This is a genomic window from Solobacterium moorei (assembly GCF_036323475.1).
Classification (GTDB): domain Bacteria; phylum Bacillota_I; class Bacilli_A; order Erysipelotrichales; family Erysipelotrichaceae; genus Bulleidia; species Bulleidia moorei.
Map to the genome: position 1 here is coordinate 530,622 of NZ_AP028934.1, position 17,920 is coordinate 548,541.

The 17,920-nt window shown below is 37.7% G+C and carries 13 protein-coding genes and 1 tRNA gene; 7 read left to right on the plus strand and 7 right to left on the minus strand.

Annotation, left to right across the window (positions count from 1 at the left end):
* Positions 1-336: 336 nt before the first annotated feature.
* Positions 337-413: transfer RNA gene (locus RGT18_RS02505), tRNA-Arg, on the minus strand.
* A gap of 619 nt (positions 414-1,032) precedes the next feature.
* Between RGT18_RS02505 and RGT18_RS02510 the strand changes: the two genes are divergently transcribed.
* Complete coding sequence (locus RGT18_RS02510; RefSeq protein ID WP_028077346.1) at positions 1,033-2,334, plus strand: carboxylesterase/lipase family protein; 1,302 nt, start codon at positions 1,033-1,035, stop codon at positions 2,332-2,334.
* A gap of 73 nt (positions 2,335-2,407) precedes the next feature.
* Here RGT18_RS02510 and RGT18_RS13070 read toward each other — a convergent pair whose 3' ends face one another.
* The 6 genes from RGT18_RS13070 to guaC form a co-directional block, all read right to left on the minus strand.
* Positions 2,408-3,292, minus strand: a complete 885-nt coding sequence (locus tag RGT18_RS13070; protein WP_420917765.1) for an IS3 family transposase — start codon at positions 3,290-3,292, stop codon at positions 2,408-2,410.
* Positions 3,250-3,828 (minus strand): helix-turn-helix domain-containing protein, encoded by a 579-nt coding sequence (locus RGT18_RS13075; protein WP_420917766.1) that lies wholly within the window; start codon positions 3,826-3,828, stop codon positions 3,250-3,252. The genes RGT18_RS13070 and RGT18_RS13075 overlap by 43 nt, the downstream gene beginning before the upstream one ends.
* A gap of 75 nt (positions 3,829-3,903) precedes the next feature.
* Positions 3,904-6,243 (minus strand): LTA synthase family protein, encoded by a 2,340-nt coding sequence (locus tag RGT18_RS02520; RefSeq protein WP_028078113.1) that lies wholly within the window; start codon positions 6,241-6,243, stop codon positions 3,904-3,906.
* A 117-nt stretch (positions 6,244-6,360) separates the two neighbouring features.
* Positions 6,361-7,302: a TIGR03943 family putative permease subunit gene (locus RGT18_RS02525; RefSeq protein WP_028078114.1), complete on the minus strand. Its 942-nt coding sequence runs from the start codon at positions 7,300-7,302 to the stop codon at positions 6,361-6,363.
* A 1-nt stretch (position 7,303) separates the two neighbouring features.
* Positions 7,304-8,464, minus strand: a complete 1,161-nt coding sequence (locus RGT18_RS02530; protein WP_028078115.1) for a CobW family GTP-binding protein — start codon at positions 8,462-8,464, stop codon at positions 7,304-7,306.
* A 59-nt stretch (positions 8,465-8,523) separates the two neighbouring features.
* The gene (gene guaC / locus RGT18_RS02535; RefSeq protein WP_028078116.1) at positions 8,524-9,510 is read right to left on the minus strand and encodes a GMP reductase; all 987 of its coding nucleotides are present in this window, start codon (positions 9,508-9,510) and stop codon (positions 8,524-8,526) included.
* A gap of 250 nt (positions 9,511-9,760) precedes the next feature.
* Here guaC and RGT18_RS02540 point away from each other — a divergent pair, with 250 nt between their 5' ends.
* The 6 genes from RGT18_RS02540 to RGT18_RS02565 all read left to right on the plus strand — a co-directional run bounded on the left by RGT18_RS02540 (position 9,761) and on the right by RGT18_RS02565 (position 17,663).
* A complete protein-coding gene (locus RGT18_RS02540; RefSeq protein WP_028078117.1) occupies positions 9,761-11,389 on the plus strand; it encodes a peptide ABC transporter substrate-binding protein in 1,629 nt (542 codons plus the stop codon).
* A 78-nt stretch (positions 11,390-11,467) separates the two neighbouring features.
* Positions 11,468-12,403, plus strand: a complete 936-nt coding sequence (locus RGT18_RS02545) for an ABC transporter permease (protein WP_028078118.1) — start codon at positions 11,468-11,470, stop codon at positions 12,401-12,403.
* Positions 12,404-13,444: an ABC transporter permease gene (locus RGT18_RS02550; protein WP_051240983.1), complete on the plus strand. Its 1,041-nt coding sequence runs from the start codon at positions 12,404-12,406 to the stop codon at positions 13,442-13,444.
* 12 nt (positions 13,445-13,456) lie between these two features.
* Positions 13,457-14,545: an ABC transporter ATP-binding protein gene (locus RGT18_RS02555; protein WP_006526139.1), complete on the plus strand. Its 1,089-nt coding sequence runs from the start codon at positions 13,457-13,459 to the stop codon at positions 14,543-14,545.
* A complete protein-coding gene (locus RGT18_RS02560; RefSeq protein WP_028078120.1) occupies positions 14,535-15,470 on the plus strand; it encodes an ABC transporter ATP-binding protein in 936 nt (311 codons plus the stop codon). The genes RGT18_RS02555 and RGT18_RS02560 overlap by 11 nt, the downstream gene beginning before the upstream one ends.
* A gap of 75 nt (positions 15,471-15,545) precedes the next feature.
* Entirely contained in the window at positions 15,546-17,663 is a 2,118-nt protein-coding gene (locus RGT18_RS02565) for a DEAD/DEAH box helicase (protein WP_051240984.1), read from the plus strand.
* The last annotated feature ends 257 nt before the right edge of the window (positions 17,664-17,920 follow it).

The following is a 17,920-nucleotide window of genomic DNA, read 5'->3' on the forward strand; positions in this document are numbered from 1 at the left end:
GGGCAAATAGACGCTCTATGTACATAACGATATTTAATTTTATCTGCTATAACTGCATGGTATTCAAAACATCCGCCTTTTTTGATTAGCTGGATTTTTGGCACGATTTTGGGGCTGATTAGCAGGAAGGGCATTTTCATTAGCAAGAACAGCCCGTTTTCTGCTAAAAATTAGCTGGCGATTTTGTCTTATAACAACCGTTCGATTCTGGAGGGGTTGTCAAAAATCAAATTTTGGAGTAGAATTTTATCTCATACAGTGAAAGAGCTTTTTCGTAGCTTTTTATATAAGAAAAGCCGAAAACCCTTGAAAACAAAGGCTTTCGGCGTTGTTCACTGGCGTCCATAAGAGGATTTGAACCTCCGACCCCACGCTTAGGAGGCGTGTGCTCTATCCAGCTGAGCTATATGGACGTGTCTGATATATGATTATAGCCCGATCAAAGTCGAACTGCAATCCCTTATTTAGTTTTTTTTGAGGTGGCCGTTGTAACGCAACCTTAGGAGGCAGTCGCTCTATCCAACTGAGCTACGAGGACGTAGGAAATCATGAATGATACATTATGGAATGCATATTAAGACCACCATATTTAATATTATACTTTTTTTGATTTGTTTGTTATATTTAACACATTTCTATAAATTAAAAAATGCTTTAGGTTGCTATGTTTTTGAATAATTATTCTAAATTTTGAAAATTAATTACATAAATTATGAAACTGGATTATTGATAATAACAATGGAAGAATTACGAAAGTGCGATAAAATAAGCTTTTTTAACAATAAATTTAGAAAAATCATATGAAAAATACACTTTCACAATACTTTCACGTTTTCACCATATATTTCACACATGATTTGGGTATATTATAAGTGTCTTAAATGACAGAGAAATTATAAATTTCTTTCCCTCCCAAAAAAGAAACTGAGATCTGTGCCAGCGGATCTCTTTTTCATGTATTCTTCATTAGTTTAAAAATTAGAAATGGTATAATGTTGAAAAATATGATTAGAATTCGAACTGGAGGTTTTTATGAAGACAGTTGAAATAAAAGTGGAACAAGGTATTCTGCGAGGGGAAGTTACAGAATCTAAATTGATATTTAAGGGTGTACCTTACGCGAAACCTCCAATTGGAAATCTGCGTTTTAGTTCACCACAGGCACCTGATCGTTGGTTGGGTGTTAGAGATGCTTTGGAATATAGTAGGATTTGTCCACAGCCTAAGGCATCGAATCCGTTTTATCGTAAAGAGTTCTATAACTATGAGCAGTATCCTTATCCTGAAATGAGTGAAGATTGTTTGTATTTAAATATCTGGGCGCCAAATCGCAAATCGGATCATGGATATCCAGTCGCAATCTGGCTCCATGGTGGTGCTTTTGATCATGGGTATGGAAATGAAGTTCCGTTTGATGGAGAAGCGTTTGTACAGAATGATGTAATTCTTGTGACAATCAATTATCGTGTTGGTGTATTTGGATTCTTTGCCCATCCTCAACTAAAAGAGGAAGATCCCGCGCATTGTGTTTCTAACTATGGAATCTTAGACCAGGTATTTGCGATTCGCTGGATTCGCAAGAATATTGAGGCTTTCGGAGGAGATCCTGACAACATTACTTTATTTGGACAAAGTGCCGGTGCTATCAGTGTTCAGACGTTGATTTCTAGTCCTACAACGCGTGGTATGATTGCCAAGGCTATTATACAAAGTGGTGCAGGGGTAGATAATCCTATCTTTAAACATAAGACGGTAGAAGAGGCTTATGAGACTGGAGAAGAAATTATGAAGCTTGTGGGTGCGAAAAATATTCAAGCATTGCGCCAAATTCCTGCTCAGAAGTTAGTGGATATCTTACCAAAGCTTTCAAAACATGATAATCGTTTGCTGTTTGGACCGGTAGTAGATGGCTTTGTGTTGGAGGATACTTTTGATGAACTAGCAAAGCGTGGAGATGTTCAGAACATCCCATATATCATAGGTGCCAATGGAAATGATTTTGGCTTGGGTGTTGATGAACCGATGCGTAAGTCTAAGTATTATCATAGTATGATTGATTTTGCGAACTTAAGAAATGAACATCATGGAGAACCGACATACTTGTATTTATTCAATCGTAAGTTACCATCAGATGACGCTGGTGCTTTCCACTCTGCAGAGTTATGGTATATGTTTGGTACGTTGAGTCGTTGTTGGAGACAGATGGAAGTTCGTGATTATAAGATTAGTGATGAAATGGTTTCTGCTTGGACGAATTTCATGAAGAATGCAGAGCCTGGTAAGGGCTGGAAACCTTATACAGAAGAAAATAGCTTTATTCGTATGTTTCTCTAAAGAAAAAGAACACGTTATGAGGTGACCCCTAAAAGTTAGACTTTTTACGAGATGACTTTGGTCATCTCTTTTTTTATGAAGCTAGAAGATGTTGTCTGTATTGAACAGGACTCATCCATCCTAACTTTTCTTTTATTCGTTGCTCATTGTAATAATTTATAAATCTTTCTATTTTTAACTTCAGTTCATCGAAACTATAGTACATGACTCCATAGTATATTTCTTGTTTAATCAGTCCAAAGAAATTTTCCATAACTGAGTTATCAAGGCAGTTTCCTTTTCGAGACATACTCTGGAAGATTCTTTCTTCTTTTAATCTACGTGTATAAGCGTTCATCTGATATGCCCATCCTTGATCAGAATGAAATGTTCTTCTATATGGGCAGTCTGTAGTGATTGTAATAGCTTTCTCCAAGGCATTCATCACGTTTTCTGCAGAAGGTCTCTTACCAATTTCGTAACTAAGTATCTCACCACTACACATATCCATAAATGGATCTAGATAAAGCTTATGTATTGTCATATGACCCTTTTTATCGACTTCATAATACTTGAATTCAGTTGTATCAGTTGTTATTTTCTGATGCGGTATATGTGTCTTGAAGCGTCTGTGAATTCTATTAGGCGCAACTCTTCCAACTGTTCCTCTATAAGAACTGTATTTTCTGCTTTTGCGAGTATAAGACGTTACCTGTAAGTGAAGCTTTTGTATGATTCTCTGTACTTTCTTTTTATTAATGGTATATCCATTGTTGCGAAGTTCTCCAACGATTCTACGGTAGCCATAATCCTTATTATTTATACGAATTTCTTGTATGTTTTCTTCAAGCTTTTTATCAGGATTTTCTCTATCAAATCTCTTTTGCCAATACATATATGTCGCTTTTGGCATTCCGGTATAAGAGAGAAGGTCTTTTAGTTTGAACTTTTGTCGGAGACTGTTGATGACGAGTGCCATTCTCTCATTTTTTCCTCGTCCTCTAAACGCAGCCTCCTCAGTTCTTTTAAAAATGCATTCTCTATTCTTAACCGAAGAAGTTCATCTTCTAATTTCTTTATATGTTCTACACTTGTATTAACAGAAGCTTCTTCCATGAGTTTGTTTTGAGTCTTTCTATCTGTCTTATCCATAGCTTTCCTTCGACCCTTTCGGCGTGATTTTAACGCATCAGGACCTGCTATACGAAAGCGATTAACCCAGTTGCCAATCGTAGCTGGGTTCTTAATGCCATTCTGTATAGCTAACTCTTGATATGTGATTTCACTTGTTAAATACAACTCTACAATAGAAAGTTTCATTTCGAAAGAATAAACTTCATTTTCTCGTGAGCGCAATAAACCATCATTTCCAAATGCTTTATAGTTTTTCACCCATTTGTGTAGCTGGGATTTAGAGCCTAATCCATATTTTTTAGGAAGATATAGAATTCCTCCTTTACCATTCAAATATTCTAAAACTATTTTTTTCTTGAATTCAAAACTATGTTTTGTCATAAAAATACCGACCTCCATTCGTTAGATTCTTGGTCTAACTTTTGGGGGTCGGTACATTATTGTGTTCTTTTTCTGTCATTTACTCTCTTTTCCCTCTGGATAGAATAGGGATGGAATACGATCGGAATCGAAAACATTGTTGTATTGTAGGCAACGATATGTATTGATATCCGCATCATCAATATCGTTTACAGATTGATAGTACTTACCACTTGCATCATAACAACCATATAGACCAATAACAGGATACTTATCTTTTAATTCATATAGGAATTCCTGATATGGAGTCATTTGGTAGTTAGCTGTCTTCATGATGAGTGAAGATAGGAAGTTGATACTTAACTTATCAAATTTCTGATCTGGAATATCATAGTTTGCCCAGATGGAGAATGGCGTAATATATTGTGTAATATCGTTTTCAGGTGTGCCTGCATGTGGGAATAGAAGGTTATCACAATCTGCACCTAAGGATGGTTGGTGGTCACCAAACATCACAATCATTGTAGGTTCTTTTACCTTTGAGAAGTATTCAATCAAGTTCTTGTAGTCTTGATCAGAAATCTTCATTAATGAGAAGTAGTTTTCCGCATGACCATATCCACCACCGATAGAACTGAAATTAACGGTCTTCTTTAAATCATCCTTATCATCATAACCGCCATGGTTTTGGTAGGTGATATTGAAGATGAAGTTCTTCTTATCTTTTTCCTTTTCGTAAGTCTCTTCGAGAACCTTGAAATTCTGTGCATCACTTGGATATCCGTGGAGTGTTTCTAGACCATCAAATGTCTCTGCGAAGACTTTGTCTTGGTATTGTAGTTTCTTCCATGCGGAAGCACGGTTCCAGTTGGTAGATTTACCAAGGTGAATACCTGTAGTAGTAAAGCCGCTTTGGTTGAAGTAGGAAATCATAGAAGGTACGTTTCTGTGCATATACATGTTGAATGGATATACACCACCCGCAAAGAAGGCTGTTGTATTACCAGTTAATGATTCATATTCACTATTACATGTACCACCACCACGTACATCGACGTAGAGGTTTCCGCGAATCGTATTATCTAAAGATAGAAAGTATGGGATGATGTTATCGGCATAGTTTGTACCACCGACATTCATATCCGCAAAGGATTCATTCATAACCATGATGATATTCGTTGGTTTTGTGACATTTGGATCAACGTTGGCTGCGGCACGTTCTTCGAGTTCCTTGCCAAGTTGTTTGAGGTCATCTACAGAATATCCTTCTGGTTTCTTTGGTTGATCAGAGATGTATTGGTTTACAAGACCTGTGAAACTAAGCGCCGTACCATCTGTTTGGAAGATGGATAATAGGTTCATATCCCATAGGTAGTATTGACCAACACTATTTAAGAAGAGTGCTACAACAATAATCAAGATGGGGTATGTTGCGTAGTATACGTTAATCTTTGTGTTATCACGTGGTACAGCACGCATCAAGAGATAAATTAAGATGGCGATGATAATCGCGATAACCATAAAGTAACGAATCTGAACCTGGTAGTTGGAGATGACATCTGCAGCTGTACCAATTGCGGTTAAATCCCATGGTGCGATTGGACGGTTGCGGAATTGTGTTACGTACATGTTTACAATACCGAAGATAACAACAAACAAGTTACTAATCAGTACTGAGATTGGTAATCGACGGAATAGCAAGTAGATTACTTTATAGAGGATAATATAAATCGCAACGTTATAGAAACGATTCATCAAGTTGATGTAGTAGTAGTTACCGGTACAGATTTCTGACATGAAGAAGCACCATATAGGAGCTGCTATTAACATCATTTCGTTCTCTGGAATGTGTTTTGCCCATGTAATCTTCTTATCAATGAGATAAGCGATGATCCAGCTTAATACTAAGATGGAAAGGTATACTACAACCCAAGCTGCTTTTGGTAGGTACTCTTGGGTTTCAAGCTGTAGCCAGCCTTCAACACCATTTACGGTTAAGTTGATGGTGTTGTCATTTGTATTAATGACCATACCTTGAGAGGCGATGATCTTGTTAGAAATATTCTCTGGTGTATACTCTGCCAGTTTAAATGGTCCAAATGACACATCAATCTTTGAGATAGCGATGTCTGTCTTTACGTTGTTAAAACCCAAACGTAAAGAGTTTGTAACGATTGGAATGTTACTGAGGTGAATTACTTCCCAAGATGGCTGTGCATCTAGCCAAGTCTTATGAGAGTTATAGTTATAGTTTGCAAAAATTTCTTCTCCACGGTCTGTGTTAAAGTTTGATACGACCATAGTACCTTGGATACCTTTTTTCATGTGTACATCAAAGGAAAGATGTGGCGCATAAAACAGTAAGAACATTGCTGAGACGAGTAAGAACCAAACGGTTCTACGTATATTTAGTTTTTCTTTTATAAATTTCATCATTTTATCACTTCCCTGAATAATGGTAGCACAAATGAACAGAGTGCGTTAACTAACATAGGTGAAAATTCAAAAAGTTCAGAATTAAAAAAGAGTAATCCCGAAGAATTACTCTAGTGATTAACTGAAATATACGAACTCATCTTGTGGCTTTTGGTAGTTTTGAATGCGGTTTGCATATAGGACGAGAGTCTTTCCACCATTATCTAATGGGATAGTCTTGAGATTACCTTGTACTTCATACCAGTTATCCTTTACAAGTTCTTCTACTTTCACACCTGTGACGGTTAAGCCGCATAGACTTGTGTCATTTGCACAACATACCATCGCTTGTCTGCCCATGATAAATGTCTGATGATAGCCTGGCAATGTCTCAGTGAACTTACCGCGTAGAATGATTTCTTTTCCATCGTATTTATCTGGATTTTCCATAGCATCCATATACCAGATTCCATAATCGTCATCTTGGATATCGATAATAGGTGCATTGATATTGAATGGTAGTACACCTTCTTTAAGAGTAACCTGTGCACCATGTTCACCTTCGTAGAAAATCTGAGCTTTCTTATTGATGGCTTTGATATTGCCACGCAGCATCGATGCGGAGGTATCCGGTGTACAACGATTACAGATAATCGTATCACTGTACTTTAACTGCTCATAGATGACAGAACGCATTGCGTTAATATACATCTGGAAGGTTGTCGCATCTACTGTTGTAAGAATCTGTACCAAAGGCCAGAAGTTTGGCATTTGTGACAAGATAAACGGTGTAATTGCGAGGGTTCCATTGTATTCGATAAATACTTGGTTTGGATGATAGATGGTATCTAATTCGCGAATCTTTTCTGCGTTTAGATCATCTGGAGAGTCCATATATTCAACGAATGCTTTGCGCTCTGCAAGGTATTTATCGTTGTATCGAACTTCACCTTGTTCAAAACAGATAATTAATGTACGACTGTTTTCTTCCATAAAGGAAGGGTCATTGAGTGTATCTAAGATTAAAGATGTTTTACCGGAATCAAGAAATCCCGTAAAGAGATAAACGGGGGTTGCCATCTTACTTCACCGCAAAGATTTCTTTGATGCGAGCAACGTCTACCTGATCACCAATGACAGTAATTAAACCAGTATAAGCAGGGGAGCCAATACGGATGTCTGCATCTCCTGGTACATAGTCAAAGAATAACCAACTTCCGTCTGTGCTTGGAACAATACCTTTAGCACGGATAATATGTTCATCTAACTCAGAGAGAGCTAATGCGATATCTTCTACAGAGTATTTGTTAACTGTTTCAATACCAAATGATGTGAATACTTCGTCAGCATCGTGTCCATGATGGTGGTGATGGTGTTCATGATCGTGATGGTCATGACCGCAACAGCAGCTTTCTTCCTCATCATGATCTTCTTCATCGTGGTGATGATGGCAACAACATTTCTCTTCATCATCATGACGATGCTCATGATGGTCGTGTTCATGAGAGCCACAGCAACAACAGCCCTCTTCTTTATTGTGTTCGTGATCATGGTGGTTGTGACCGCAACAGCAATCGCTATCATTGTCTTCATCATGGCAACCACATCCACAACAGCAGCTTTCTTCTTCCTCTTCGAGTTCTGGGAAGCCGTCTGTAGAGCCTTCCATTGCGTCGATAATAGCTTGACCAGAGAGGTCATCCCATGGTGTTGTGATGATTCTTGCGTCATGATTTAACGCGCGGATAATCTCGATATCCTTCTGTAATGTTTCTTCATTGATGAGTTGCGTTCTAGATAGGATGACACAAGCAGCTGTTGAAATCTGATCATCAAAGAACTCTTTGAAGTTTTTGTGGTATATTTCACAACGTTTTGCGTCTACAACTGTACTGTAACTATTCAGTTCTAAACCTTCCACATCTTTTACAACTGTTAAGATATCGGATAATTTACCAACACCGGAAGGTTCAATGATGATGCGGTCAGGATTGTACTTCTTGACTACTTCTTGTAAAGCGTTGCGGAAGTCGCCTTGTAATGTACAGCAGATACATCCGCTGTTGATTTCATTGACAACGATACCGGAATCTTTTAAGAAACCACCGTCAATTCCGATTTCGCCAAATTCGTTTTCTACAAGAACAACCTTTTTGCCTGCGTATACTTCTTTGATTAACTTTTGTATCAATGTAGTTTTTCCAGCTCCTAAAAAGCCAGAGATAATATCAATTTTTGTCATTTCATTACCTTCTTTCATTATTATTATATCCTTTGCGTCAAATTTACCAAATCGGATGCCTAATGCGTATCGCCATTGAAAATGGAATTCTTTACAATGACATAATCAACATAACGAATTGCGTTTAAATCTTTTCCACCTGCATAAGAGATGGATGATTGAAGATCCTGTTGCATTTCGGTTAGTGTATCCATGATAGAACCCTTACATGGCACAAGCATCTTTTTACCTTCCACATTTTTACGGGTGCCTTTTTGATATTCGGAGGCACTACCGAAGTATTCTTTCATTTCAATACCATCTTGCATGACGGTATTACCCGGTGATTCAATATGTCCGGCAAATAGGGAACCAATCATGACCATATTTGCACCAAAGCGAATAGACTTCGCAATATCACCATTAGAACGTATTCCACCATCAGCGATGATTGGCTTACGTGCAGCTTTCGCACACCAACGCAAAGCAGATAACTGCCAACCACCTGTACCAAAGCCTGTTTTTAGCTTTGTGATACATACTTTTCCAGGACCGATACCAACTTTCGTTGCGTCTGCACCTGCATTTTCAAGTTCACGAACGCCTTCAGGGGTTCCAACATTACCTGCAATAACAAATGTGTCTGGCAGGTATTTTTTTAGATGTTTAATCATATTGATGACGGCGTTGGAGTGTCCATGTGCAATATCAATTGTGATGTAGTCTGGAACTAGGTGATGGTTAGCAAGATCGACAATGAAATGATATTCATTTTCTTTTACACCAACACTAATGGAAGAAATCAATCCTTTTTCATTCATCATCTGTACAAACGGAAGACGACTTTCAGGAGTGAAACGATGCATGATATAGAAATATCCATTTTCTGCAAGTTTAATTGCTAGAGATTCATCAATGATTGTCTGCATGTTTGCTGGAACAACTGGTAATTTAAAGTGATGTTTTCCAAATTGTGTTGTTGTATCACACTCAGAGCGACTGTTTACAATGCATTTATTTGGTATTAGTTGAATGTCTTCGTAATCAAAAACTGTAAAATTTTCCATAAAAAAACCCACTTTCTTTGAAATGGGGGAATTTTTTATCCTCATATACAATAGCATGAATTGGCGAGAATATCTTGGTATAGATAAAGAAAAGCGTAGATATTTCCGGATACAGAATAGTAAAAAATGTAATAATTTACATAAATCAAATGATAAATATTTACATAAATTATGAAAGAAAAGAAAAAAGTACTTGAAAAACTTTCCGAAACATTTTAAACTCAGTGTATCTTTTAGGAGGGAAAAAGTTATGAAAGCAAAGAAAATAACGGCAACTGGTTTAGCTGCAGCGATGAGTATGGCAGTGCTAGCGGGCTGTGGTCCAAAGTCAGAAGCTGCCACGACTACGACAGTAACAATTGCATTCGATACTGATGTGAGTTCAATGGATAACTCAATTGCGACAGATGGTTCTTCCTTCTCGATGCAAATGATGGGCTTATCTGGACTTCTAGCATTGGATGAATCAGGAACACCTGTTCCAGACTTGGCAGAAAGTTATGATGTAAGTGATGATGGACTTACTTATACTTTCCATTTAAAGAAGGATGCACAGTGGTCTAATGGAACACCAATCACAGCAAATGATGTTGTTTATAGTTGGCATCGTTTAGCGAGTCCTACACTTGCAAGTGAATATGCTTTCCTCTTAGATACGATGCATGTTGTCAATGCAAGTGATGTTATCGCGGGTAAAAAAGATGCTAAGGAGTTAGGCGTTAAGGCGACGGATGATCATACGGTAAAGGTAAGCTTATCTCTACCATGTAGTTTCTTGCCATCACTTATGGCGTTCCCACCTTTATTCCCATTGAATGAGGAATATGTAACATCGCAAGGTGATCAATATGCATTATCCCCAGAAAACATGATTTACTCTGGACAATATGTTATGACAGACTGGAAACAGGGTAATGAATATACATTCGAAAAGAATGATAAGTATGTTAACGCAGATAAGGCGAAGGATAAGGCTGATACGGTTGTCTTCAAGTTCATCCAGGATACACAGGCCGCAATGTTGTCATATCAGAATGGTGATATTGATGCGGTTAAACTACAGGGTGAACAAGTAGATCAATACAGTTCTCAAGAAGGCTTTACAAATCGTTTACAAGGTTACCTATGGTTCCTATCCATCAACTTCAATAATCCAATCTTCCAAAATGCGAACTTACGTACAGCGTTAAGCTATGCCGTAAATCGTGAAGCGATTGCAAATGATGTGTTAAAAGATGGTTCTATCGCCGCTAGAGGTTTCGTTCCTTCAGAATTTGCGACAGGGCCAGATGGAAAGGACTATGTTGAAACTGCAGATACTTTAACAGAGTACAATCCTGATAAGGCAGCAGAATACTATAAGAAGGCCGTTGCGGAATTGGGCGGGGATGCTTCCTTTACATTATTATTCGAAGATACTGAAGCTTCTAAGTCAGTTGCGGAAAATCTACAAGCACAGCTACAAAAGAATTGTCCGGGCTTAATTGTCACCTTAGATCAGAAGCCTAAGAAGACAAGATTACAATTAATGACTGCACATAACTATGAGGTTGCTTTGACACGTTGGGGGCCTGACTACTCAGATCCACAGACATTCATGGATTTAGTAACTACTACAAGTACTTACAACCATGGCTCTTACAGCAACGCTGCATATGATGCGCTTATTGTGAAAGCTGAAACAGGTGAAGATGCCGCAAATGCGGAAGCTCGTTGGAAGGATTTCCAAGAAGCTGAAAAGATTTTGGTACAACAGGACCATGGTGTTATCCCAATCTATCAGAATGGTGGTGCGATGATGATCAATCCTAAGGTATCTGGTATTCGTTTCCATAGTGGCGGTGTTGATGATTATAGATGGATGGTTGTTTCAGAGTAATGTTTGTCAAATGACAATATAGAGCGGTATAAACGCCGCTCTATTCTATTATTACAATCTATAACGAAAGGAGTCTTCATGTTTAAATATATTACAAAACGTGTTGTCATCAGTTTTTTGACATTACTTGCAATCTTACTTGTGCTGTTTCTAATGTTGGAATTGATGCCGGGATCACCTTTTAATGATGAAAAATTAACCGCTTCACAACTAGCGCTCTTAAATGAAAAATATGGATTAAATGATCCTGTGATTATACGTTTCTTCCGCTATGTTTTGAATATGTTCAAAGGTGATTTTGGCGTATCGTATGTAATTAATAAAAATAAATATGTATCAACTTTAATTAGTGATCCACTTTCCTTATCCATTCGTATCGGAGCAATGGCGATGGTTGTTGGCTCGATTCTAGGACTTATTTTAGGAATTGCGGCCGCACTCAAACACAATACATGGGTTGATACGTTATGTTCGCTTATTTCCATTGTTGGAGTATCGGTTCCATCTTATGTATTCGCGTTAATATTGATGTACTATATCGGCTTTAAGCTTGGCTGGACACCGATTTTATACTCTGCCAAAAACGCTGGTTCATCCATGATATTACCAGTACTTGCGCTATCAATGTTTCCACTTGCAAATGTATCTCGTTTCGCAAGATCAGAGTTAATTGATGTCCTAGGATCTGACTATATTCAGCTAGTACAAGCAAAAGGTGTAAAACAAACTGGTTTAATTCTTAACCATGCATTACGAAATGCATTGATTCCAATTGTTACAATCATGGGCCCATTATTAGTTAATCTTCTGACGGGTTCGATGGTTGTTGAAAAGGTATTTGGTATTCCGGGGATTGGTATGTTAATGGTGCAGTCAATTCAGAACAATGATTATAACGTAGTAATTACATGTGCGTTTATCTATTCGGCAATGTATATCTTTGTAATGTTAATTGTTGATATTCTCTACGGTTTCATTGATCCACGTATTCGTGTGGCAAAGGAGGGTAATTAAATGGACATGATTAAAAACAAACCTTTTTTGACAGATGAAAAAGTTGATGATTTTACAGCGGAAGATTTTGTCTTCGTACATCGCAATGAAGAACTATTAGATGAAGCATATACTGCAACATCCTATGCAAAAGATGTATGGATGCATTTTAAAAAGAATAAGGGTGCTGTTCTTGGAGCCATCATTATCATTGTCATAATCCTACTCGCTATCATTGGACCAATGATTTCTGGATATAAGGGTGATGCAATCAACCTGGATGTACAAAGTTTACCACCACGTATTCAAGGAATTTATAAACTGGGAATCTTTAGTGGTTATGAAAAAGGTGTTGATCAATACACAGCACACGGTGTATCACAAGCATTCTATTGGTTCGGTACAGATACCAATGGAAGAGACTTATTCACTCGTGTATGGGAAGGCACTAGAGTATCATTGATTATCGCATTAAGTGCAGTTGTAATCGATATTGTAATCGGAATGTCCTATGGATTAATCTCTGGTTACTTTGGTGGTAAGGTTGATATGGTCATGCAAAGATTCATGGAAATCTTAAATGGTATTCCAACCCTTGTAGTTGTTACACTATTGGGACTGGTACTTCCTCCAGGTATTACATCCATTGTCTTTGCATTAATGATTACGGGATGGATTGGTATGGCGCGTATCTCAAGAGCGGAAGTATTAAAGCTCAAAGAGTCTGAATTCATTCTTGCAAGTAGAACGTTGGGTGCGAAAAATTTCTCTATCATCTTTAAAGAGATTATGCCAAATATTTTTGGACAGCTGATTGTTATGTCGATGTTCTCAATTCCAAACGCAATTTTTACAGAAGCCTTCTTATCCTTCGTTGGGTTAGGGATTCAGGCTCCTGATGCATCCTTGGGATCATTAATATCCGATGGATATAAATCACTTACTGTTCATCCACACATCATCATGTCTGCAATTGTTGTATTGGCATTACTTATGTTAAGTTTCAACCTCTTCGCGGATGGTATTCGCGATGCGTTTGATCCAAATCAAAAACAACGCTAGAAAGGAGTTTCCATGTCAGCAAACAAAGATAAAGTACTATCAATACGTGATCTGAATATTTCTTTTGAAACAGCTTCGGGTAGAGTGAAGGCTATTCGTGGTGTGCGTATGGATTTGTTCAAAGGTGAAACAATCGCTATCGTAGGTGAATCTGGTTCGGGTAAGTCGGTTACAGTGCGTGCCATCATGGGAATTCTAGCAGGGAATGGTAGGATTGATAGTGGACGTATTGAATATAGTTTTACAAATGAAAAGGGTGAACGTGAAACTGTGGATATGACAACACTATCGCAGAAAGAAATTCGTTACCGCTTTAGTGGAAAACATATTGCGATGATATTCCAAGACCCTATGACATCACTTGATCCAACCATGCAGATAGGGAAGCAGATTATGGAGGGGATGATCATTCATGAAGGCATTTCCAAAGAAGAGGCGAAAAAGCGTGCAATCGATCTTTTGGCAGAAGTTGGAATTGAAAACCCTGAGAAAAGATTTAAAGAATATCCGCACCAGTTATCTGGTGGTATGCGTCAGCGTGTTGTGATTGCGATAGCACTTGCATGTAATCCAGATATTCTGATTTGTGATGAGCCTACTACAGCGCTTGATGTAACGATTCAGGCAAAGATTCTAGAAGTTATTAAAAAGCTTCAGGTAGAAAGAAATATCTCCGTTATCTTTATTACGCATGACTTAGGAGTAGTCGCAAAGGTTGCGGACTATGTCGATGTCATGTATGCAGGTAGAATTATTGAAAAGGGTTCTATTGATGAAATCTTCTATGACCCTCGTCATCCATATACCTGGGGATTACTTGCGTCTATGCCAGATACAGAAACAAATTCTGATCGATTATACGCAATTCCAGGAACTCCACCAGATTTATTAAAGCCAATTACGTATGATGCGTTTGCACCACGTAATGAATATGCATTAGCAATTGACTATAAAGCAGAACCACCAATGTTTAATGTCGGTGGCCAACACCGTGTGGCTTCATGGTTATGTGATGAAAGAAGTCCACGCGCAGAGATGCCAGCAATTCTAAAAGATAGAATTGAACGCATGAGAGAGGAGAGTGAAAAGTATGGCAGTTGACTATAACGCAACACCATTATTGCATGTAGAAAATTTAAAGCAGCACTTTCGTCTCTCTCGAAATTACACCACAAAAGCTGTCGATGGTATTAGCTTTGATATCTATGAAGGTGAAACCTATGGACTTGTAGGTGAATCTGGATCTGGTAAATCCACAACAGGGCGTGCAGTCATCCGTTTATATGATCCTACGGAGGGAAAGATTATCTTCAATGGTCATGATATCAGTAGAAAGCTTTCAAAGAAGGAAAATGATTATCTACGTAAGAACATGCAGATGATTTTCCAAGATCCGATGGCTTGCTTAAATCCACGTAAGAAAGTCAAAGAAATCATTGCGCAAGGGTTGCGTATTCATCATGACTATAAGACAGAAGAAGAGTTAACAGAGCGTGTATATCAAATTTTAGAGAAGGTTGGTTTATCTCGTGAACATGCGACGCGTTATCCACAGCAGTTCTCAGGTGGGCAAAGACAGCGTATTGGTATTGCACGTGCGTTAATTATGAATCCAAAGCTTGTTATCGCAGATGAAGCTATCTCTGCTTTGGATGTATCTGTACAGGCACAGGTCGTTAACCTGATGCGAGACTTACAGCAAGAGCTTGGAATCACGTATCTATTTATCGCACATGACCTTTCGATGGTGAAGTATATCTCTGATCGTATTGGAGTTATGCACCTAGGTCATATTGTAGAGACAGGTACAACAAATGAAATCTTTGATAATCCAATTCATCCATATACAAAAGCACTCCTATCTGCGATTCCAAAAGCAAATCCAGTTGTAGAGAAAAAACGCATAGCACTTAGCTATGACAAGACAAAAGAAGATGTTGATTACACAGTTGGAAGCTACCACAAGATTACTGATACACATACAGTACTTGCGACAGATGAAGAGTTTGCAAAGTGGACAAAATAAGTAACGTTAACAAATGGCTACAATGTGGTCATTTGTTTTTTTAGAAGAACAATTTATAATTCTTATGAGGAAATGATGCGATTAAGAAATATCAACTACAAAGAGATTCGGTATGAACGTGAACAGTTGAAGATGCTAAGAAATCAACTCTTTTCGTTGCGTTTACAAGAAAGGAAAAACATTCAAAGTATTCATGATCGATGTCAATATATCATCGTGGATAAAGTTGAGGGAGAGCTTCGACAAATTCCGATTACAGATCTTACAAAAACATTCGCAAGGCTTCCCTTACAGGCACTGCATGTAAATCACATTATAACGATGTATGATTTGTTGAAATATAATCGTAGACAACTAGAAGCGTTGGATGGAATAGGTGATGAAACTGCAGATAAACTTATGCTGGCACTGCATCGCAGTACTGCAGCAATCAAAAGTCAGATTCACTATCGCATAGATCTAGAACATCTAAGTGATAGAGATCAAGAAATCATGCAAGAAATCTATTTCTATCTACATACCAAAGAAAACTTTGCAAAGTTAAATACAATCTATCAAGAAACAGAGCGTGGAATTCAAGAAGCTTATGATAACAGTGGGTTGATTCAAAACTTTTTTGGTTGGATCTTTAGTGATAGAAAAAAGAAACAGAAATTTTTAAAAGCTGTAGAAGATGTAAAATACTTTAATCAATCTGTTTACGCAGAGATAATTAAGCAATTTTATGATGATTGTATTGTGCTAAAAGATGTAGATTTTGAAACGATATTACAGGATTATAAAGAGAATGCGATTCAATACTATACTGTGATTGAAAAACTTGCGGATATTGAAATCAAAGATGATGTCGACGAAGATATTGATGTTTCGCTGTTGCAAAAGATACAAGCAACACCGTTGTTACTAGAATCATTTCATACTGAGTTACGTCATTATCAAGAGTTTGGAGCTAAGTATATTCTGCATCAGAAAAGAGTATTACTGGGAGATGAGATGGGACTTGGTAAAACCATTCAAGCAATTGCGGCAATGAATCATCTATATCATAAAGGTCATCGTTATTTCTTTGTGATATGTCCAGCTAGTTTATTATTGAATTGGAAACGTGAAGTTGAAAAACTAACAGACATGCAAGCATATATATTGCATGGGGATAGTTTTGGTGATTATGCAGTTTGGGAGAGCAACGGTGGTATTGCAATCATCAATTATGAAGGATTAGATAAGATCATCTTTGATAAGGATTTTTCGCTTGATATGGTAGTCGTGGATGAAGCGCACTTTGTTAAAAATAAAGATGCACAACGTACTCGTCACACGATACGAATCATTGAACAAGCAGAATACGCTCTATATATGACAGGTACAGCCATTGAAAACAATGTTGATGAAATGTGTTACCTAATTGAGTGCTTGAATCCGTCAATTGCAAATGAAATTAAAGGGATGAAATATCTAGCGAAAGCAGAACTATTTCGCAAGAAGATTGCGCCAGTGTACTTACGTCGTAAGCGTGCAGATGTACTTATGGAGCTTCCAGAACTAACGATTTACGATGAATGGTGCATGATGAATGAGGAGGAAATCAACTCTTACCGTAAAGCAGTTGAATCTGAAAACTTTATGGCAATGCGTAGAGTATCCTGGAATTCACTCAATTCCACAAAAGCAGAACGAATGACAGAGCTTTGTTTACAGGCACTCAGTGAAGGAAGAAAAGTTATTGTATTCTCTTACTTTCTAGATACGCTGTCTTTCGTTTCAGATCTATTATTAGGCAAAGCTTTGCCGGTGATTAGTGGTAAATTATCACTGGAGAAACGACAAGATATTCTACGCCAGTTTGATGAACCTATTGCGCGGGTATTACCAATACAAATTCATGCGGGTGGGATTGGTTTAAACATTCAGACTGCAGAGATTGTAATTCTTTGTGAACCACAATTAAAACCTTCGGATGAGATGCAAGCAATCTCACGTGTCTATCGTATGGGGCAGGTCAATCATGTATTTGTATACCGATTATTATCAGCTGATACGATAGATGAAACACTGGTAAAACGATTACATGAAAAACAAAATATCTTCGATCAATTTGCAGATGAATCTGAGATTTCAGAGCAATTAGAACAGTTTGAAGAAGCAGACATTCAAGTACTTATTCAAAGTGAAAGAAAAAAGTTGAATCACTAGAGTAGACAAATAAAACTGATAGTACTATGATGATTTCCGTAATCAGAACGGTGAACAGGAGGAAACGGGCATGAACAAACAAATGGTGAATCAAATGTGTTGCTGTTGTAATTTAAACAATGTCCGGATGAATGCTGTTACTGCGTCGGGGCTGCTTTAATTTACAATTATTGCAGTGATTCGCAAGTGCAATCGTAGATAAATCTGGGCATATGAATGCATGCTCGGATTTTTGTTTTTACCGCTTGTCTATATTA